Source organism: Candidatus Neomarinimicrobiota bacterium, from assembly GCA_022573815.1.
In the GTDB taxonomy this organism is placed as follows: Bacteria; Fidelibacterota; SORT01; order SORT01; family SORT01; genus JACZTG01.
This window is the reverse complement of record JACZTG010000032.1, coordinates 1-20,423: the sequence shown is the minus strand read 5'-3', so window position 1 is coordinate 20,423 and position 20,423 is coordinate 1. Positions and strand designations below refer to the sequence as shown.

General features: G+C 41.3%; 21 protein-coding genes. 3 read left to right on the top strand and 18 right to left on the bottom strand.

Annotated elements, in window-relative coordinates; all coding sequences use genetic code 11:
• The 7 genes from IIB39_10050 to IIB39_10020 all read right to left on the bottom strand — a co-directional run.
• The coding region (locus tag IIB39_10050; GenBank protein MCH8929042.1) for a sulfurtransferase TusA family protein at positions 1 to 167 on the bottom strand (167 nt) is incomplete at its 3' end.
• Positions 168 to 169: 2 nt separating this feature from the next.
• Positions 170 to 517: a winged helix-turn-helix transcriptional regulator gene (locus tag IIB39_10045; protein MCH8929041.1), complete on the bottom strand. Its 348-nt coding sequence runs from the start codon at positions 515 to 517 to the stop codon at positions 170 to 172.
• A 190-nt stretch (positions 518 to 707) separates the two neighbouring features.
• Positions 708 to 827, bottom strand: a complete 120-nt coding sequence (locus IIB39_10040) for a DUF1272 domain-containing protein (protein MCH8929040.1) — start codon at positions 825 to 827, stop codon at positions 708 to 710.
• A gap of 15 nt (positions 828 to 842) precedes the next feature.
• A complete protein-coding gene (locus IIB39_10035) occupies positions 843 to 1,358 on the bottom strand; it encodes a peroxiredoxin (protein ID MCH8929039.1) in 516 nt (171 codons plus the stop codon).
• Between the two features lie 20 nt (positions 1,359 to 1,378).
• Positions 1,379 to 1,804: a collagen-like protein gene (locus IIB39_10030; GenBank protein ID MCH8929038.1), complete on the bottom strand. Its 426-nt coding sequence runs from the start codon at positions 1,802 to 1,804 to the stop codon at positions 1,379 to 1,381.
• 200 nt (positions 1,805 to 2,004) lie between these two features.
• On the bottom strand, positions 2,005 to 2,496 hold the full coding sequence (locus IIB39_10025) for a hypothetical protein (GenBank protein MCH8929037.1): 492 nt from the start codon (positions 2,494 to 2,496) through the stop codon (positions 2,005 to 2,007).
• Positions 2,497 to 2,773: 277 nt separating this feature from the next.
• A complete protein-coding gene (locus IIB39_10020; protein ID MCH8929036.1) occupies positions 2,774 to 3,130 on the bottom strand; it encodes an RNA-binding protein in 357 nt (118 codons plus the stop codon).
• A 302-nt stretch (positions 3,131 to 3,432) separates the two neighbouring features.
• Here IIB39_10020 and IIB39_10015 point away from each other — a divergent pair, with 302 nt between their 5' ends.
• The 3 genes from IIB39_10015 to IIB39_10005 are packed head-to-tail and all read left to right on the top strand — an operon-like array spanning position 3,433 to position 6,795.
• Positions 3,433 to 5,115 carry a sodium:alanine symporter family protein gene (locus IIB39_10015; GenBank protein MCH8929035.1) on the top strand — a complete coding sequence of 561 codons (1,683 nt, stop codon included), beginning with the start codon at positions 3,433 to 3,435 and terminating at the stop codon, positions 5,113 to 5,115.
• Between the two features lies 1 nt (position 5,116).
• Positions 5,117 to 5,914, top strand: coding sequence for an inositol monophosphatase (locus IIB39_10010; protein MCH8929034.1), 798 nt, complete (start codon positions 5,117 to 5,119; stop codon positions 5,912 to 5,914).
• Positions 5,911 to 6,795, top strand: coding sequence for a RimK family alpha-L-glutamate ligase (locus tag IIB39_10005; protein ID MCH8929033.1), 885 nt, complete (start codon positions 5,911 to 5,913; stop codon positions 6,793 to 6,795). Before IIB39_10010 ends, IIB39_10005 begins: the two co-directional genes overlap by 4 nt.
• Before the next feature lie 315 nt (positions 6,796 to 7,110).
• Here the strand turns inward: IIB39_10005 and IIB39_10000 are convergent, their stop codons facing one another.
• From IIB39_10000 to IIB39_09950, 11 genes are all read right to left on the bottom strand, one after another.
• A complete protein-coding gene (locus IIB39_10000) occupies positions 7,111 to 7,734 on the bottom strand; it encodes a redoxin domain-containing protein (protein MCH8929032.1) in 624 nt (207 codons plus the stop codon).
• Positions 7,731 to 9,965, bottom strand: a complete 2,235-nt coding sequence (gene purL / locus IIB39_09995; protein MCH8929031.1) for a phosphoribosylformylglycinamidine synthase subunit PurL — start codon at positions 9,963 to 9,965, stop codon at positions 7,731 to 7,733. Before purL ends, IIB39_10000 begins: the two co-directional genes overlap by 4 nt.
• A gap of 6 nt (positions 9,966 to 9,971) precedes the next feature.
• Positions 9,972 to 11,399, bottom strand: coding sequence for a hypothetical protein (locus IIB39_09990; protein ID MCH8929030.1), 1,428 nt, complete (start codon positions 11,397 to 11,399; stop codon positions 9,972 to 9,974).
• Complete coding sequence (locus IIB39_09985; protein ID MCH8929029.1) at positions 11,396 to 13,228, bottom strand: excinuclease ABC subunit C; 1,833 nt, start codon at positions 13,226 to 13,228, stop codon at positions 11,396 to 11,398. The genes IIB39_09990 and IIB39_09985 overlap by 4 nt, the downstream gene beginning before the upstream one ends.
• Positions 13,221 to 13,640 carry a methylmalonyl-CoA epimerase gene (gene mce / locus IIB39_09980; protein MCH8929028.1) on the bottom strand — a complete coding sequence of 140 codons (420 nt, stop codon included), beginning with the start codon at positions 13,638 to 13,640 and terminating at the stop codon, positions 13,221 to 13,223. The genes IIB39_09985 and mce overlap by 8 nt, the downstream gene beginning before the upstream one ends.
• A gap of 6 nt (positions 13,641 to 13,646) precedes the next feature.
• Positions 13,647 to 14,816 (bottom strand): acyl-CoA dehydrogenase family protein, encoded by a 1,170-nt coding sequence (locus tag IIB39_09975; GenBank protein ID MCH8929027.1) that lies wholly within the window; start codon positions 14,814 to 14,816, stop codon positions 13,647 to 13,649.
• Between the two features lie 81 nt (positions 14,817 to 14,897).
• Positions 14,898 to 15,494 carry a ComF family protein gene (locus IIB39_09970; GenBank protein MCH8929026.1) on the bottom strand — a complete coding sequence of 199 codons (597 nt, stop codon included), beginning with the start codon at positions 15,492 to 15,494 and terminating at the stop codon, positions 14,898 to 14,900.
• Between the two features lie 91 nt (positions 15,495 to 15,585).
• Positions 15,586 to 16,836, bottom strand: coding sequence for a Glu/Leu/Phe/Val dehydrogenase (locus IIB39_09965; protein ID MCH8929025.1), 1,251 nt, complete (start codon positions 16,834 to 16,836; stop codon positions 15,586 to 15,588).
• A 40-nt stretch (positions 16,837 to 16,876) separates the two neighbouring features.
• Positions 16,877 to 17,788 carry an ROK family protein gene (locus tag IIB39_09960; protein MCH8929024.1) on the bottom strand — a complete coding sequence of 304 codons (912 nt, stop codon included), beginning with the start codon at positions 17,786 to 17,788 and terminating at the stop codon, positions 16,877 to 16,879.
• A 53-nt stretch (positions 17,789 to 17,841) separates the two neighbouring features.
• Complete coding sequence (locus tag IIB39_09955; protein ID MCH8929023.1) at positions 17,842 to 19,269, bottom strand: GWxTD domain-containing protein; 1,428 nt, start codon at positions 19,267 to 19,269, stop codon at positions 17,842 to 17,844.
• Positions 19,270 to 19,289: 20 nt separating this feature from the next.
• The coding region (locus tag IIB39_09950) for a chromosome segregation protein SMC (protein ID MCH8929022.1) at positions 19,290 to 20,423 on the bottom strand (1,134 nt) is incomplete at its 5' end.

Genomic DNA, 20,423 nt, shown 5'->3' with positions numbered 1-20,423 from the left:
CGCCGCGACCACGCTGCCATATCATTTATCGATCCCGGATCGGTAGAAATCATCTTTAGTATCTGATCAACATCCATTGAGTCTATCATTTTCTTTGTTTTTACAATTGGAAGAGGGCATTGCATTCCCTTACAATCCAAGAGCTGATCTTCCTGCCAATTACTCATAATTAAACCTCCATTTCCTTAAAATTCATCGATTCTAAATTCCATTCCCCCGACTGAACTTTTTCCTGATAATTTGATATACAATCATATATCTTGTTAATAAAGTCATTTGCTATGAAGTAATTATATGTAGTGCCATCTTGGATGTAATCCACAATACCTTTGGAATACATATATCGAAGATGCTGAGAAGTAACCGGCTGAGAGAGATTTAATATTGCCTGGATTTGCCCGACACTTTTCTTTCCACCACGAAGGTATTCGATAATTTTAATTCTTGCGGGATGACCTAAAGCGCGCAAGACAGTAGATGCCGACTGAATAAATTTTACTGAAAGTTCCTCATCCATAGACGTACCCTCTTTAAAAAGTTATTTGGTTCGCTATCTTTGGGATTTCATGACTTATATAGCCATCTCTGAATATATGATAAAGCTTATATTTATGTCAAGAAGAATTTTACTCTCTGAATAGAATCCTAATGTATGTCGCCACGATATTTGTCAAAATAAGACACGCTATTTGACAATATGCGTTCACTTATCGTTCATTTATGCGTTCGGGACAGAAAGTACACTCAAATGCGCAAATGTATGCATCTGAATAATCCGAGAATTTTGTCTCGCATCTCTCGCAAATCGGTCTCATTTCTAATGCCAATTCAGATTACCTGCTTTATTCCGGAATTTCATCCAGCTTTTCAATAACCGCTATTACTTCTTCCGAGTGATTTTTCGTATCTATCTTTTGAAATATATAGGCTATCTTGCCATCAGGACCGATAATATAGGTCTTACGTTTGGCGTATAGACCTAAAAATCCTACTGCATCATAAAGTTTAGCGATTTTCTTATCGTGATCGCTGATGAGATCAAATGGAAGATTGTGAGCCGTTTTAAATTCTTCCTGTGTTTCTATATCATCGAAACTGACACCGATAACTTCCGCCTTTTTGGCGATTAAAATCTCATATTTATCCCGCAAACTACAAGACTCGGCTGTACATCCGGGAGTAAAAGCTTTTGGATAAAAATAAAGTACAACCCAGCTGCCGCGATATTTTTCAAGAGAGATGGTCTTACCACCGGTAGATAAGCCGGTAAATAGCGGGGCTGTCTCCCCTACTTCAAGTTTTGGAGAAAGGAATAATATCATGACTAACACAGAAAATAATAAATTGCCGAATATCATAAATCACTTCACCCTTCCATTTAATTCGTGACAATAACTCGTAATGTTTCGCCTAGATATATGTTAGCATTTACATCCACCAGACCAATCTTTCCTTGGCTCATCTCAACGGCATAAATTTGGGGCTGCCATATTTGTATTGTACCTCTGTCGATGAACACACTTATGTCGCTTGTTACCTTAATACTGTCATGTAATATTCCGGCCATCTGTACCGGTAGTCCGTTAACATCTACAAAAAGCTCGCTAAGATAATAATCTGTTAGTACGACAGTGTGATCAAACATTGTCATTGAGACTCCTCTCTCTCCTTGTAGTCCTTGTTCACCTACAATGCCCTGTTCGCCTACAATGCCCTGATCGCCTTGGATGCCTTGTGGACCAACCGGACCTTCACATGACACTGTTATTGAAGCAAATAAAATTAAGATGAATGGTAATTTCATTGTTTTCTCCGTTTTAAAATGATTAAGAGTATTAACCTATTTTGTTTAATAATTAATTTTAATGCCAAATGGCATCCTCCTATTCCGGTTAAGAACTATAGTATAAAATTTAAATGGCGCAACTGATGTTCCGCATAAGAAGTATAAGTGTTTATATATAAATTGCAAATTTATTTTTATTTTTTTTAAATTTACTTCCGCTAAAAATCAGCCCTTAATCCTAATGCCCAACCTGTACCGTCTAACCCGAAGGCATCATCTATGCCGTTATATCGATATCTAAGCACAGCCCAAATTCTTTGATGTAAGTATAGATTCAAAAAAGGACCTACTACCCATCGGGGACTATGACCTTCTGCATAATTCAGGTCAATCCATCCGTTTATATGCGCTTTTTTGTGAAGCGGAATATAATAGATCAGACTTGCCTGTCCGCCATCTCCGTCAGTTTCAAAGGGATTCGCACGCCACTGAAGCCAGCCGTCTAATCCGCCGATTTTCCCCATTGAAGGAATTGCTATGGTATGCCTATAAGCCATTCCGAACCGGAGAATTTCTCCTCCTCCCGGAGTAATATCGTTGTATTCTATCTGCGCTACCAAACCTTTTATGTTGACCATACGACCTATCTTATCGAATGAAAAACGATACTCTGATAAAGAACGTGTGAGATTATATCTATCGTCGGGCATATTTTGGGAGCCGTTCACCTCCGTAAACCCCCAAATTGATACTCCTAATGGTAACCGACTCGTAGAAACATATATTGCAAGCGAGTTGAAATCCCGATCATCATATAGATATTGCGCATTTACAACCGGTCCATTACCAGCAGGTTTTTTTACCTGTTTTCCATCACCGGCATTGATTTTTTGTATTGGAGAAAACGCAATAACATTAATTTTGATATTAGTAGATCTTTAATGACTGATATATTTAATAAGTTATAAATAAAAGACTTTCCGCGGCTTAAAGTTCATGCCGCCTGTCATCCTCATCCCGTCTTTCGCTGTCTTTGCGTCTATCGGAAAGTTTTCTTCGCAAAATTCCGCTACGGCGTTCGCTAAATTCACGCCTTTCGGCTCTATCTCTTCTATCTTCATGCACATCTAATATTCGTCCGAACTTCTCTTTGTCGTTTAAGCCTTCGAGCGCCTTTTGCGCATCGGTGGATGTAGACATAATTACAAATCCAAAACCCATCGATTTACCGTTTTCATGGTCTTTGATAATTTCCACCGAGTCCACCCAGCCGTGTTCTTCAAAAAGTTTTAGTAACTCTTCAGCGCTTACTTCAGGTGGCAAATTACCTACGAACAGTTTCATAATCCGATACCTTTAATTCTTGAAAGTAATTATTATCAATATAGTCTTTACCTGATAACCTGAGAAATATATTTATTATAGTAATCTAATCCAAATATAAAAGACGAAACACTGAAATGTTAGGCGTCCATTAAATGAACTTGACTAATCGGGATTAAATAACTATTATCGAACTTCTCTTGGAGTGCAAGAGTAGGAGAATAACACATTATTAAAATATGTAATTTTGTATCGAGTTGATATTTAAGACAGATAATTCTGCGGCTTGCCGGATAATGCAGCGTCACTGTTAAGGAGAATAAATGCACGAGGTTCAAAGTTTTTTTGATTCTATAAACGCTTATATCTGGGGAAGCTCGGATGTTAAACCGTGGTTTACTATCATCCTTTTAGTGGGAACCGGAATATTTCTAACATTTCGGCTGAAACTTATTCAATTCACACAATTTCGTCACGCTATTGATGTTATCAGGGGGAAATTCGATGATCCCGATGATGAAGGCGATGTTACTCATTTTCAAGCCTTATCCACGGCGCTGTCCGCTACTATAGGAATTGGAAATATCGCAGGCGTCGCCACTGCCATTCATTGGGGCGGTCCCGGAGCGCTTTTTTGGATCTGGGTTACAGGATTCTTCGGTATGGCGACAAAATACGCTGAAATAACTCTCGCTCACAAATTTCGTAAAATAAATGAAGACGGTTCTGCTTCGGGTGGCCCAATGTACACCATACTGTATGGACTGGGACCAAAATTTAAATGGATGGCAGTTACCTTTGCTATAGTTCTGATAATCGGCTCATTCAACACACCTAATATGGTGCAGTCAAATACTGTTGCTTCGGCTGTGGAGCGCGATTTCGGAATACCGCCTGTTGTTACAGGTATAGCGCTCTCCATTCTTGTAGCGCTCGTTATAGTCGGCGGTATTAAAAGACTCGCCAGAGTTACAAGTAAACTTGTACCGTTTATGACCGTATTATACGTCATAGCTGCTATGTATATATTATTTGTCAATGCAGGCAGCATCCCATCCGCACTTAGAGCAATTTTCGATGGCGCATTCACACCGGAAGGTAAGTTGGGCGGTTTTTTCGGTTCTGCCTGGGTAATGACTTTAGTGTGGGGTATCAAAAGAGGATTGTTTTCAAACGAAGCAGGTCAAGGTTCCGCGCCTATCGCTCACGCAGCCGCTAAAACCAAAGAACCTGTAAGAGAAGGAATAATCGGTATGTTGGGACCATTTCTTGATACTCTCACAATTTGCACAATGACCGGATTAGTTATAATTACCACCGGAGTCTGGCACAGCCAATATGATAACCGTGTATCGGGAGCTAACCTTGCTGAAGTAGTCTTTTACAGCGGCTCCCCGCAGGATGTTGATCTTTATAACCTTGATGAACAATTAGTGCATTCAGGAACTATATCTGTTCAGGATGGCGTAATTCAAGACGATGTTTGGCTATTTCGTGAAAAAGGAGATATCGGTTCTCCAAAAGTCCTGACGTTATCCGGAATGGACGGTGAAGAATCCGCATTTACCGGTACCTTACAATTAAATGACGAAGGAAATATTGACCTCTCTTCTCACGATGAATCTTTGGCAATTAGCGGGCAAATGCTGCTGACAGGCGCAAATCTTACAGCTCAAGCGTTCAGTACCGGTCTGCCGGGAAATTGGGGTAACTATTTCATTACGTTTGCTGTAATTCTATTCGCATTTTCCACAGCAATTGCGTGGAGCTATTACGGGGATAGAGGTGTTGAATTCCTTGTGGGTAAAAAAGGAATCAAGCCGTACAGGATACTCTTTACGATAGCAATTTTTATCGGGGCGAATCTTACGATAAATCTCGCCTGGACTCTTGGAGATATTGCGCTCGGACTGATGATAGTTCCTAACCTAATTGCTATACTTCTATTATCGCCACTTACAGTTAAACTGACGAAGGAATATATTTCCAAATACCAAGGTAACTGAGTTGAGTTCGGACCATCTTGAAATTGCTCGATTAGCCGCGCGTGAAGGTGGTAAAGTTCTTCGAAAACGTCTTGGAAATATTGGGAAACTTGAATTCAAAAGTAAAATTGATCTTGTCACGGATGCTGACAGGGAATCAGAAGAGGCGATTTTAACAGTTTTATCAAAACATTTTCCCGATATTCATATAACTTCTGAGGAAATAGAGACTTCACACGGACGGCGAAATGAGAGATGGATTGTGGATCCGCTTGACGGTACAACTAATTTCGTACATTCGCTTCCCGGATTTAGCGTATCCATCGCGTACGAATTTGATAGTGAGATAACAGCCGGAGTTGTTTTCGACCCGTATCATAATGACGAGTTCAGCGCCGCTAAAGGCGAAGGCGCATATTTAAATAATGAACAAATATTCGTTTCAAAGGTCGGAGAATTGAGTCATGCTCTTGTGGTGACAGGATTTCCATATGAAAATGAAAGAATACTCGACCTGGTTCTGGAAGGAGTTCGGGAAATGCTGACCAATGCGCAAGGTTTGCGCAGACCCGGCGCTGCAGCGCTTGACGCCTGTTATACAGCTAACGGCAGATTCGATATTTATTATGAATTTATGCTCCAACCCTGGGATATTGCGGCTGGTAGTATTATTTTGCAGGAAGCCGGAGGAAAAATAAGTTCCCCGTTTGGTGAACCTTTCGATGTTGAATCAGGTAATATCCTTTTCACTAACGGGTTAATCCACGAACAAGCAGTAGAAGCGCTGTTACGCGCTAAAGCGCGAGCAGAGAAATTATGAGAATAGGTATCCTATCAAAGGGAAGTAGAATTTATTCTACAAAGAGAATTCGAGATTCAGCCCGCGAAAGAGGGCACACCGTAATAGTATATAATCCGTTGAAATGCCAACTAAACCTCGGGCAGTCACAGCATTCTATCTATTATAACGGCAGAAAAATTAAGCCGCCCGATGTCTTAATCCCCCGTATTGGCGCCTCATTAACAAACTATGGAATTTCTGTCGTCCGGCAATTTCAGATACTCAGGTCAAGAGTTTTGAATGATTCTGATTCAATCAGCCGCTCGCGTGATAAAATGCGTGCTTTGCAAATATTGGATTTTGAGGGAATCCGTATTCCGAAAACCGTTATGGCGCGAAATCCGAATCAGCTTAAGCGAGCTCTTCAACTTACCGACGGACCGCCCGTAGTGCTTAAGCTTATTGAGGGAACACAAGGCATTGGTGTTATTCTATCCGAAACAAAGGAATCTTTTGAATCAACACTTGATACGCTATGGAACCTTGGGCAGGATATTCTGATACAGCAGTTTGTCGCAGAATCACGGGGGCGTGATATACGCGCTTTTGTTGTGGGTGATAGGGTAGTTGCCGCTATGAAGAGAGAAGCCGCTCCCGAAGAGTTTAGGGCAAACATCCACCGCGGCGGCACCGGAAAGAGAGTGGTTCTCAGTAAAATTCAGGAGGAAACGGCAATAAAAGCAACCAAGGCATTGGGACTTGAAATTTCAGGGGTAGATTTCTTTGATATTCCGGGAGAACCGATTATTATTGAACTGAATTCTTCACCCGGATTACAGGGAATCGAAAAAACTACAGGAGTTGACGTAGCCGCTGAGATTATCAGATACGCCGAAAAATCAGTCGAAACTTCCGACTAAAGGTATTCTTCCAAAAACTTCTCTAAGTCGCCCGGATTGAATTCGACTTCCGTACGCGCTACTCTCTGAATATTCCCCTCTTGAGAGGGGTAGCCGATCCTTCAGAAATCTTATAGCCAGAGGCTGGGGTGTGTTTTAAGCGGGAGGATCGCAGACCCTCCCCTACATCTGAGATTGCCGCGTCGTGTCGTTGACACTCTCGCAATGACAGTAGCCTGTGTTGGTTAGGGCTTGTGCCCGTCTGTGGATGGCATAGCCGGACAGGCCCTGACCGCACAACCCACCTGAGGGCGTCAGGACAAGTCTTGACTGCCACTAAAGGTTTTCTTCCAGAAACTTCTCTAAGTCGCCCGGATTGAATTCGCCGCCCACGTACCAAACATTCCGAAGGTCGCCGTCTTTAATCAAGAAACTGAACGGCGTTCCCCATTTCCTTGAATCACCCAATGATTTCCGTAAGCGGTAATGGTCGGTTAAAAACCGTACATCTTCATCTTCTTTGGTGCGCGTGCCTAAAGTAGTAGTGAACACAGGCGAGAAGTTCATCAAATACTCTTCTAAATAATCGTCGTTCGAGTATTCCATAATTGAGAATATATCAAATCCTTTTGACTTAAATTTCTTATAATTCTTTTCAAAATTAGGGTACTCATAATAGGAATTATCGCAATCCGCGCGAAAAAATGTAAGCAACACAATATTTTTACCTTTTAAAAACTGATAAAAATCCTGAATCTTCCCCGTTGTGTCTTCCAATACGAAATTCGGTAATTTCTGAATAGATGTGGTCCTGCCGGATACTTTTTTAATCACGTAATCTTCAATTTCAGAGAGGTCAACTCGTTTAATATCTGTATACTCATGCTCGTTCTGAGCCTGCGCCAAACCGGGATTTAAAACAAATAAAGAAATGAAAAACCCAAATACTTTTAATTTCATCTCAACCTCCTTTCCATTTGTTTCGGAATAACAGACTCATATCTCTTCTTCAATTCACTTATGGGCAGATCAAAATATGAGTTTATTTTCAGGCTGTTTCCGCCGACTCTGCCAAGAGCCTCGCAGCTGATTTGAAATTTTGCGGTTATTTCTTCAATCTTCATCAAATCACTTTCCGATACTGTAATGATAAACGCCGACTGCATCTCTCCAAACAGCAACTCGTCGTCTCTCAGCTTTCTATTTATGACGACATTTGCGCCGAGATTGTTCCGTCCCGCCATGCAGCACTCAGCCAACGCAATAGATAAACCACCATCTGAAATATCATGCGCTGATTTTATTATACCTGCCCGTATTCCGTTTAATACCGAATCTTGAACTTTTTTCTCATATTCAAGATCAATATTTGGAATTTCACCCTGCACTTTTCCATGAACAACGCTAAGGTACTCCGAGCCGCCGATACAGCATTGAAGAGCGCCTAACAAAATGATAAAGTCTCCCTCATCAACCAGCCCCATTTGCCGTATGTGAGATAGGTCTTGAATAAGCCCAAGCATTCCTACTACAGGCGTTGGATATACAGCTCCCTTCGGACTTTCGTTATAAAAACTGACGTTACCGCCGGTCACCGGTGTACCCAGGACAGTACAGGCTTCACCCATCCCTGCTACTACTTCCTTGAACGTCCAGTAAACTTCCGGGTCTTCCGGGTTTCCGAAATTCAGACAATTTGTCACAGCCAGCGGCTTTGCTCCCGTAGCTACTACGTTCCGTGCTGACTCCGCAACCGCTATCATCCCTCCCATTCGCGGGTTGAGATACGTGTATCTTCCGTTGCCGTCAGTCTTCAGCGAAATAGCCTTATTTTCAGATTCTTTTATGCGGATGACGGCAGCATCCGCAGCTCCGGGACCAATAATAGTATTGGTCATAACCGTACTATCGTACTGACGGTACACCCATCGTTTACTGGCAATATTCGGTGAAGTCAAAACCTGAAAAAACGCTTCTTCCAAATTTTCGGGAACCTTAATAGTTTCCAAGTCAAGAGTGTTGAGTTTCTCCAAATACTCCGGTTTTTTGCTTTCCCTATTATATACCGGCGCTCCCCCCCCTAAGACCAACGGTTCAGCCGGCACAACTGCGCTGCTCTTTCCATTCATTTTGAATTTAAGCTCGCTGTCGCTGGTTACTTCACCAATTTTTACGCAGTTAAGTCCCCACTTGTCAGCAATTTTTATGACTTCTTTATCCTTGCCTTTCTTAACGACAAGGAGCATCCTCTCCTGAGATTCCGATAGAAGTATTTCATACGGACTCATCCCCTCTTCCCGCAGCGGGACTTTGGCAAGATCAATATTCATTCCCACGTTCCCTTTATCCGACATCTCGGATGTTGAGCAGATAATGCCTGCCGCTCCCATATCCTGCATCCCTGTCAGTATCTTCGCTGCGGTTAATTCCAGCACGGCTTCGAGAAGGAGTTTTTCGGTGAATGGATCACCCACCTGCACCGCTGTTCTTTTTTCTTCCGACTTCTCAGACAGCTCAACCGAGGCAAATGTGGCGCCATGAATTCCGTCACGACCCGTTGAAGACCCAAGGATAAACACGCTGTTATTTTCTCCCTTCGCCAACGCGCTTATGGAATCATTATGCTTCACTATGCCAACAGCCATTGCGTTGATCAATGGATTTCCGTCATAGCTTGGATCGAAATATATTTCCCCGGCTACAGTAGGGATACCCATGCAATTCCCGTAGTCCCCTATCCCACGGACAACACCCTCAAACAAATATCTGTTTCGCGCAGTCTCAAGCGAGCCGAACCTCAGTGAATTCAAGCAAGCAATCGGTCGGGCGCCCATACTGAATATATCTCTTAATATACCTCCCACACCTGTTGCGGCGCCTTGATAAGGTTCTAAAGCCGAAGGATGATTATGGCTTTCAATTTTAAAAGCGATAGCCAGACCGTCCCCAATATCAACCAATCCGGCGTTTTCTTCACCTGCGCCGGCAAGAATTCGCTCCCCGTCTCTCGGCAGTTTTTTCAGCTCTGCTATAGACGATTTATAGGAACAATGCTCGCTCCACATCACAGAAAATATTCCTAATTCTGTGTAATTGGGAGTCCTGCCCAAGATGCTCTTTACTTTTTCGAACTCCTCTTCGGACAACCCGTGTTCAAGAGCTAATTCAACCGTAACTTTTATTTTTTCCACTGTTCTTTAATCTTTAATTTTAATATTTAATATTTCACCGTTATCATTAATCTCAAATTTTAATTCCACCTTGTCGGAAAAATATTTTTTGGATGAATAAGTAGCCTTGGACTCAAGAATTATTTTATACCTCCCGGGAGGAACTTTCTCATCGATGGGATACTCTTTTTTTCTTTTGTATCCGGTCATCTCTTTTAAAGTTTCGGTGAAATCTCCCGGCATCATATTCCATCTGAAGGTTATCTTACCGGGTCCATATTTTTGTCCTGTGCGGTTCAGCCGTTTTACGAAATTATTTTTTGAATCGAACACATCAACATTCAAGTATGATCTTTCAGTCAATACTCCCGAAATTTGAGCATTACCCCTATTATTATCCAGCTTCACATCCAACAAATCCGTTCCTATGAGATAATACTGCACAGTTTCTTTTTCTGCGATTATTACCTGACCAAGTCTTCGCCAGATTCCTATCCCCCTGGGCTCGATAAACTCGTTCTTCTTTTTTCCTCTGGCTCCAAAAGTCGTTAGATAAGTCAGATCAGATTTGAACTTGTGTATAACGTTATTTTTCTGATCGGTAGCATATATATTATTATAGAAATCAATGGCGAGAAATGTAAATTCCATATTCGGGAATCCTAAATCTTTACCCGATACCTCTTTCATCAAAACGCCTTCGCTCGATATTTTTTTTAGTTTCTTTCCTCCCTCGTCAACTATAACGGAAAATCCCGTTTTACTGTAAGACCATCTTTCGAGAGGATCTGTAACGGCTATTGAAATCGGATTTTGAAATTTCAGATTATCATCCTCACCCCAGATTTTCATAAGTTCTCCATCAGCGGAGAATATTTGTATACGATTATTCCCGCTATCAACAACATAAAAGTTTCCCTGAGAGTCCATCTGCACATCGGTGGGAGAATTGAACTTGCCTGCTTCATTTCCTTTTTCGCCGTATGACCGCACATACGAGAGTGATCCGCTGTCCTTAAGCTCTACTATTCTGTCATTGCCTGTATCAGCGACGAGGATTCTTCCATCAGCGTTAGCTGTGATACCTCTCGGCATCTTAAGACTTTGCTCATTCGGCAAGTCTTTGCCGTAAACGGCAATAGAAAGCAGGGAATTATTATATATAACGCTGTTATCATCGCTGTTGACTCCGTAAACGGTTATCTCGTCATCGTCTTTAGAGACATCAGGATCGTCTCTTGAATTTAATTTTACAACGGCTAATCCCTGTGGGTTCTTTATTTTTGTTGACATTCCCGCATAAAGTAAAAGATAATATTTACCCACTTTCCTTATAGGCGCATGCCTGAATTGAGGAAAAACCAATGTACTCTGATCAGCTGTTTTTTGCCCATACAGAGATGAACAGAATAGTGATGTCAGAAGTAAAAAATATTTTAAATTTCTTATCTTCAATCCATTAGCTCAATTAACTGCTTCTTTATAGATTCGGCAAGTTTTGAAGATATTCCCTGAACGGACTGCAGCTCCTCGATTTTGGCGTTTTTAATATCATTCACTGATTTAAATTCAGTTAAAAGGGCGTTTCTCTTATTAGGACCAACACCTCGGACGTCGTCAAGAACAGAGTGCAGTGTCCTCTTCTTTCTAAGTTTGCGGTGATAAGTGACCGCGAACCGATGGGACTCATCTCTTATTCTCCTCAATAAACTCAGTCCGGGAGAAGTTTTCGCTATATTCTGTGATTCGCTATGTTCAGGTTTATATACTTCTTCCAATCTTTTAGCTAGACCTATCAGAGCAATATCCATCAGATCAAGATTTTTCAGAACTGTCACCGCAGCCGACAGCTGACCTTTTCCTCCGTCTATAAGTATCAAATCAGGAAGCGGTTTATCCTCGTCCTGCACACGACGATAATGCCTCAATAACAGTTCTCTCATCATAGAAAAATCATCAGGTCCTTGAACGGTTTTAATCTTAAATTTCCTGTATTCACTTTTTCGAGGCGCCCCATTAATGAAACAGACCATTGCGCCCACCGCATCTTCTCCCTGGAAATTGGATATGTCAAATGCCTCGATTCTTCGAGGTATTTCATCAAGAGTAAGATCTTTTTTCAGCGCGGAAAGGCTTTTGGGGATGTAATCTGCACGGGCGATTCTGTTCAGCAAAAACTCCTTGAGATGCAGTTCTGCGTTTTTCATCGCCATTTTCAAAAGCTTCCGCTTTTTTCCTCGCTGTGGCTGTACGAGAGTAACGCTTTTACTACTTTTCTTCTGAAGCAGAGCTTCAATGGATTTTGCGTTTTCAATCTGAATATCCGTGTACACTTCTCTTGGAACAGTTTCTGAATTCGTGTAATATTGGCTTAAAAATTGTTCAAGTACTACTCCGGATTTCTCCTCATTAATACCTTTGAGAAAAAAATGTTCCTGACCTATGAGTTTCCCTTCACGCACCCGCATAACTACACCACAAGCATCTTCATCTTCATGCGAAATAGCTATGAAATCGCGATCCTTGTTTTCAAACGACTCCACCATTTGAGCTTCCGCCCGTTTTTTTACTATTTCGAGTTGATCGCGAAACCGTGCCGCATCCTCAAACTCTTCATCCGCGGCAGAATCGCTCATCTTCTGCTTGAGATAGTTGATAACGCCGGCAGTTTTCCCGTTGAGGTAGTCTTCCACCTGCTTCACCATTAAAGCGTAATCTGTCTGCGGGATTAATCCTTCACAGGGGCCATCACATTTTTTTATATGAAAATCGAGACAGATTTTCGCTTTTTTCTGACTGATAAATTCATCATTTATATTGTAAGAACAAGAGCGTATAGAAAAAACTTTTTTGACAACTTTCAACGCATCACGAACTTTTTTAACGTTTGTAAACGGTCCAAGATATTTCGACCCGTCACGAATTACTTTTCTCGTGAGAAAAACCTGAGGATACGGCTCATTTGTTATCCTTATAAATGGAAAACTCTTATCATCCTTCAGTGTTATGTTATAACGCGGTTTGTGTTCCTTTATAAGATTGGCTTCTAATATGAACGCTTCCACCTCGTTGTCTGTGGCGAGCCAATCCAAATCTTTAATTTTTTTGACCAATAATCTGGTTTTGCCGTCTTTAGCTGTTCCTTTCAGAAAATAGGAGCGGACTCTGTTTTTCAAGACTTTCGCCTTACCTACATAAATCACCTCGCCGTCAGAATTTTTAAACAGGTAGCAGCCCGGGCTTTTCGGCAGATCTGCCAATATTGGATCATCGATTTTAATCATCGCTCTTTCTCGCTTCTGCCGGAATTGAATTGAGCTCTATTAATATCCCGCCGGTTGATTTCGGATGTAGAAAAACTATCTGTTTCCCGCCTGTTCCCCTTTTGGGAGTGGAGTCAATAACTTCAAAACCTTTACTCGAATATTCTTTCACAGCGTCTTCGATATTATCTACTTCAAAACAAATATGATGTAATCCGTTTCCTCTTTTATCCAAAAACCTGTTTATAGGACCTTCTTCGCCAGCCGGTTCAATGAGCTCAATTGAAACATCGTTCAGATTATAAACAGCGGTGTTTACATTTTCATCCGGTATATTTTCTAATTCGGGCTCCACGCCAAGCAGATCAGTGAATAATTGCCGCATATCTTCAATCGATTTTACCGCAACCGCTACATGATCTAATTTTTTCATATTGTATTAATTAAACGCTCCAATTCCTGTAATATTTTCGCCCAATATAAGTGTATGCATATCATGAGTACCTTCGTATGTATATACGGATTCAAGATTTGCCATATGCCGCATTGCCTGATGCTCATCGGTTATTCCGGCGGCGCCCAATATTTCTCTCGCAAGTTTCGCTACTTCCAAGGCTGATTTGACGTTGCTCCGCTTGGCGAAAGATACACGTTCAACAGTCGCCTTACCCTCGTCCTTTAATCTTCCAAGACGATATGCTATTAACTGAGATTTGGTTATTTCGGTTAACATATTCACAAGTTTTCTTTGAACCAGTTGAAATGACGCTATCGGTTTATCAAATTGAATTCGCTCCTTCGCATAATTCAGCGCCTCATCATAACATGCCATCGCAGCGCCTACAACTCCCCACGCTATTCCGTATCTCGCTTGCGTCAAACACGATAAGGGAGATTTTAATCCATCGCTTCCGGGCAAGACATTTTCCATTGGAATCCGGCAATTATCAAACACTAACTCGGAAGTATCTGAAGCTCTCAGCGAGAGTTTTCCTCTGATTTCATTCGCAGAAAAACCCGGAGTTCCTTTCTCCACCAAAAAACCTCTTATTCCGTCATCGGTCTTTGCCCAGACCAAAGCTAAATCCGCCATAGAGCCATTGGTAATCCACATTTTGGAGCCGTTCAGCACCCATTCATTTTCTTCTTTCTTTGCCGTAGCTCGCATTCCGGCGGGATTGGAACCCGCATCAGACTCCGTGAGACCAAAACACCCCACCACCTCTCCCTTTGCCATAACCGGCAGCCATTTTTTCTTCTGTTCTTCGCTGCCGAAAGTGAAAATAGGCCACATCACAAGCGAGCTCTGTACGCTCACAAAACTTCTGATTCCTGAATCGCCCCGTTCCAACTCCTGACAAATTAATCCATAGATGAAACTCGATGAACCTGCGCACCCGTATTCTTCAGGAAGGCTGACTCCGAGAACACCTAATTCCGCCAGCTGATTAACCATCTCGACAGGAAATTTCCCCGCCCTATAGTTTTCTACTATGACAGGCATAACCTTTTCGCTTACAAAATTGCGGACGCTGTCTCGCGTCAGACGTTCTTCTTCACTGAGAAGACCATCAATTCCATAAAAATCTACACCTTTATAAGCACGCATATCAATCCTCAAATCTGTTTTAAAGAGAGGTCAATATACTACAAAATCAGTGGATTTGCAATTGACTCATATCTGCTATATTTAAGCCATCGCAGCCGTTACCGCTTTAACTTCCCCGGCTCCACCCGCTTTGAGAACTTTAATACATTCTAATAATGTGCTGCCGGTGGTAATTACATCATCAACAAGGATAACGCGTTTCTTATTAAATATTTTATCGTCTTTTATTTGAAAAGCTCCCTCAACATTTTTAGCTCGTTTATTCAGAGGTAAAGTCGCCTGTGTCTCAGTATACCGCTTTCTAATTAGTTGACCGGCGACGCAAGATATTCCCGTAACTTCTGATATTTTCTCTGATAGGAGTTCGCTTTGATTAAACCCTCTTGAGCGCAATCTCACCTTGTGGAGAGGTACCGGAACGATATAATCGGCGTTGGATAACTGCTTGTTTTCTAATATTAACTTGCCTACCGCATTCCCGAGATTTCCGGCAAGATGAGTCTTCCCGTAATACTTCAATTCGTGAATGATAGTTTTCATATCAGGAGAATACGGAAAAACAGAAAAAATCTGATCCTGCGAAATAAAACTTTCTAATTCTTCGGCGGGATTTAATCTCTCCCAACAGCTATTACAAACAAGTTTATTTTCCGGCTCTAATGACGCATCACACAGCATACAATATGGAGGATAAACAAAATCCCGAAGACCCCGCCATAGTTCCAGGGTACCGTTTTTTATCAGAGATGTCAGTCCAAAAGTAAAGTCTTTACGGATAAAGTCCTCTTAGTTCCGCTGCCTCAGCTACACGGCTGATTCCAAGCATATTCGCGGCAATTCTCATATGCGCATGATACTTTTCTTTCGTCTCAAATACCGATTTAAATGCCTCCAGCATTACAGTACGGAGACGGTCATTTATCTCTTCTAACGACCAGAAAAAATTCTGACCGTTTTGAACCCATTCAAAGTATGAAACTGTTACTCCGCCCGCATTAGCTAGAATATCAGGAATAATAAATATTCCCTTGTCCTCAAGGATTTTATCAGCTTCAGGAGTAGTAGGTCCATTAGCTGCTTCCGCTATTATTTTTGCTTTCACATCATCGGCATTTTCTTTAGTAATCGCATTTTCTAAGGCAGCAGGAATCAAGATATCACACTCAATGGCAAGAAGTTCTGTATTTGTAATGTCATCCGCACCGGAAAAGCCTATTACAGAATCGGTCTCTTTTTTATGCTTCGCTACTTCATCAGGATCTAATCCGTTTTTATTATAAATACCCCCCTTTGAATCGGAAACGGCAACTACTTTGGTTCCAAGTTCATGGATTAATCTTGCTGCGTTACCCCCGGCATTTCCATAGCCCTGAACGGCACAGGTAGCGTTGGACAGATCAATATTAAGATGCTTTGCCGCACTTTCGACTGTATAGATAACTCCGCGGGCAGTAGCGGATTCCCTACCCAGGGAACCTCCAATTTCAATAGGCTTACCTGTCACCACACCGGGAACAGTATATCCTTTATTTACGCTGAAAGTATCCATCATCCAGGCCATAGTTTGGGCGTTTGTGTATACATCAGGAGCGGGTATATCCTTTTCGGGACCTATGATCGGCATAATCTCACTGAAATACCGACGTGTGAGACGCTCAAGTTCGTTCTGAGACATTTCTTTCGGATTACAGGTTACTCCTCCTTTCCCGCCGCCATAAGGAATTCCCACAACCGCGCATTTCCACGTCATCCATGTTGCAAGCGCTTTCACTTCATCCATCGTCACGTTTGGATGATACCTGACACCCCCCTTCGCGGGACCTCTCATCATATTGTGCTGCACTCTGTAACCTTCAAATCTAAAAACGTCGCCATTATCCATCCTAACCGGTATGGAAACTATTAATACCCTCTGAGGGAATTTAATTCTTTGTCTCATATTTTCACTCAGCCCCAATTTTTCGGCAGCCAAATCAAAATTATGCATTGCAATATCAAACGGATTATTATCGTTGATCATTATAGATTCCTATTTATTTTTTTGATTTATCGGTAATTGCTTATTCCTTGCCCGGAATACGTTTTGTCCTCGCATCAACCAGCATTGCTGCCCCTAACACAGCGTTCAGCTCTCCATCCACGGCAGGTTCTATTTTGAGACGCTCAGCAGGTATCTTATAAATATTTTTATTGAGGTTTTTCCAAACAGATTCAATAAACAAATCATACGCGTTGGCTATTGAACCTCCAATAACTATTATTTCAGGATCGAGGAGATTCACAATATAAGATAATGAATTCCCGATATGATATCCGAACTCCTGAAAAGCCTCAATAGCAACGGTGGATCCGTTTCGCGCTTCATCTTCAATTTGGAATGGGCGTTTTAGCTCGCCTGATAATTTTTTGTAAATCTTTTTAAGCCCTCTTCCGCTTATATAATCTTCGAACGTACCATCAAGATAGGGCGAAATAGCGAATTCGCCGGCTGTACCTGTTGACCCTTCTAATAAAGCTCCATCAATTATTACGCCACATCCAAATCCGGTGCCCAGGGTTATCCCGAATACATTTTGATATCCGGCAGCCGCTCCTGCGAGTTGCTGTCCAAGAACGAAACAATTTGCATCATTACCGATTACAATATTCAATGATAGGGATTCTTTCAATTTATCACCCAAGGGATATCCCCTGAGATATTTCAAATTTAGAGTTTCAAGTATTATGCCGGTTTCCGGATCAAGCGGTCCGGGTGAGCCGATTCCCATACCGACAATATCCTTCTTAGTCAGCCCGTTGGAATCCAATATAGAATTTACCGAATCTGTGATTCGACTGACAAGTTCATCTGATTCGATTATTTCATCAATAGGTACCCGAATGGAATCACCGATAAATGCGTTATCGGAGTTCACAAGTCCAATACGAAATTTTGAGCCCCCTAAATCAATGCCGATCTTTATACTTTCCAAAATTATTCCGGCATTTCTCTTAACTTAAGGGGAAAGACTCTTTAGTAAAAAATTCAACGCCCAATAGTACCGATTTGACTTGATTGTGTTGCAGAAAATTGTATCCAACGCTGCCAATTGTAATCTTGAAGTTCGTTTCTTGCGCTGGAATGCACCAATTCATAATCAGAAAATCCTTGTTTATCTACAAAGACGAATTCAATTCCGCCCTCAATATTAAAATACCGCCAGATTTCAAATGGTCGCGAATCTACGCTGTGCGGATTCCTGTCAATCTCATCAGGTTTGCCATAGGTGAGAATCACGCGACCCCTGTCTGTCTTCCAACCGTCTCTCATTCCTGACCACTGCCTTTTAGCCAATGCGGCGCGTTCAAGATAATCATCACGCGATACTCTTCCTTCTCTTACCTTCCAATAGTTTAAAATTACTTTCCGCCTTGCTGCTTCCTCGGAGCCTTTATACAGATTCCGTTCATTTTTATTCGCAAGAATTTTAAGTTTTTCCCACTCATCATCTAATTCTTTCAGCGTCATTTCCGCGTATATGCTCTCAAGGTAGCTGCCATCGCCTATAAACGCATCAGATGGATTGCCCTCAGCTAATACTTGCACCTCGCCGGGTCGGTAAATGAAGAATTTTTTGCTTCGTGTCGCGACTTCATTTGTTGCTAAATCAGTGACCCTTATCCTAAAAATATAGCCTTTACTTCTAAGGGAGACCACATTTATGCCGCCCATATCAATACTTGATTGACCGGGTTTTTTGATAACCTTTGCCGGGAGTTTAATGATCTCTTCTCCGTTCAAGTCTGTAACCATATACTCAACCTGATATTCGGTATCTTTGAACTCCTCTTCACTCTTCAAATTGTAAATCTCACAATATAGATAAAGAACGGGTAACTCGTTGCCGTAAGTGGAAGCTGCATTGGGGATTATGTCCCTTCCGTATTTTGTAAATATTCCATTGCTTTCAACGCTTTTTATAGAAGTTGCAAACTCCACATCACTAAGAACTAATTCATCACTCTGATATGATTGCAATACGATTCGTTCTTGTTTCACTCCCGAAATTTTGGTGTTCACATCGGTCATTACAACTCGCATATTATAAATACCGGCAGGAAGTACAAATGCTGAAAAATCGGGTAATAATTGCGACGAGCTTACTGATTCAACATCTTCTGTTCTGTCAATCCTCTCCCATGCGTCTTCAACTATAAGAGTATCATTTCTAAATATTTCGATTTCGATAGTATGCCTTGAAGCAAATTTTTCTTCTTCTTTGTTGAACTTAAATTCTGATCTTGAAACGAGAAAATATACTTCTAACAGTAACTTCCCCTCTTCAGCCTTAAAGGAGGCATAATCCACATCAAATGATATATATTCAGACTTGGCGTTATTGGTTTGTCCTTGCAAGAAAGCAATGTTAAAGAATATTATAAATGATAATAAAATGATTCTACAAGATTTCAATTTAACTTACTCTATATTTCTTAATTCAACTTGACAGAAACAATTTTTGATACTCCTACTTCTTCCATCGTTACTCCCAATAAAGATCCTGCTGATTTCATCGTGTCTTTATTATGCGTAACAACAATAAATTGCGTATCTTTTGCAAATTGTTCAAGTACTTTGCTAAATCTTTTGATATTTGCGTCATCCAAAGGCGCATCTACTTCATCCAATATACAGAAAGGACTCGGTTTTACCAAATATATAGCAAATAATAATGCTATCGCGGTGAGAGATTTTTCACCTCCTGACAGCTGTTTGAGAGCGTGATTTCTCTTTCCGGGGGGACGCGCGCTAATTTCGATCCTCGCCTCAAGCGGGTCTTCATTTTCTCTGAGTTGTATATCCGCATTCCCGCCATCAAAATACATACTAAATGTTCTTTTGAAATTTTCCCGGATTTTTTCGAAACACTCCAAAAATTGTTTGCGAGCAGTATCGTCAATCTGTTTCATCGTAGATAACAGATATTTCTCCGCCGATGTGAGGTCATCTCTTTGTTTTATCAGAAACTCAAGTCGTTCCGATTCATTTTGAAATTCATCTTCTACCGCCATATTAACGGGACCCATATTCTCAATTTTTGTTCTCAGCCTTAACAATTTATCGGTTTCTGCGCTTACATCCATCGAATCATCTTCGGGAGGTTCTGTAATCTGAACTCTATAGGTAGCTGATATGTGGTTGAAAATCCGCTCGGACTCCATTTTATATTCCGTCAGTCTTAATTCCATCCCCTGCGTTGATTCGGAGACTACATCTTTCTCTTTTCGTTTTTCGCGCAGTTCCTCGTCTAAATCAATTTTCTCCTTACGCAATACTTCTTTTTTGCCGTTTAGTTCATCACGCTCAGCAAAAAGATCTTTTCTTTCTTTTTCAAACTCTAATATTTTCAGATCGGATTCTACATTCTCGTTTGTAAGGTCAATTATATTCTGTTTGGATATTATGATCTCTTTGGAAGACGATTCTATACGGGAATTAGCGTCAACACGGGTTTCCTCAATTCCTGATAGCCGAAATTTTAATGCATCCTGATTTCTCTCCTCTGCAACCACTGCAATCATTGCTTCCTGATGCTCGGCAGATATATCATCTTTTTCCTTTGAAGC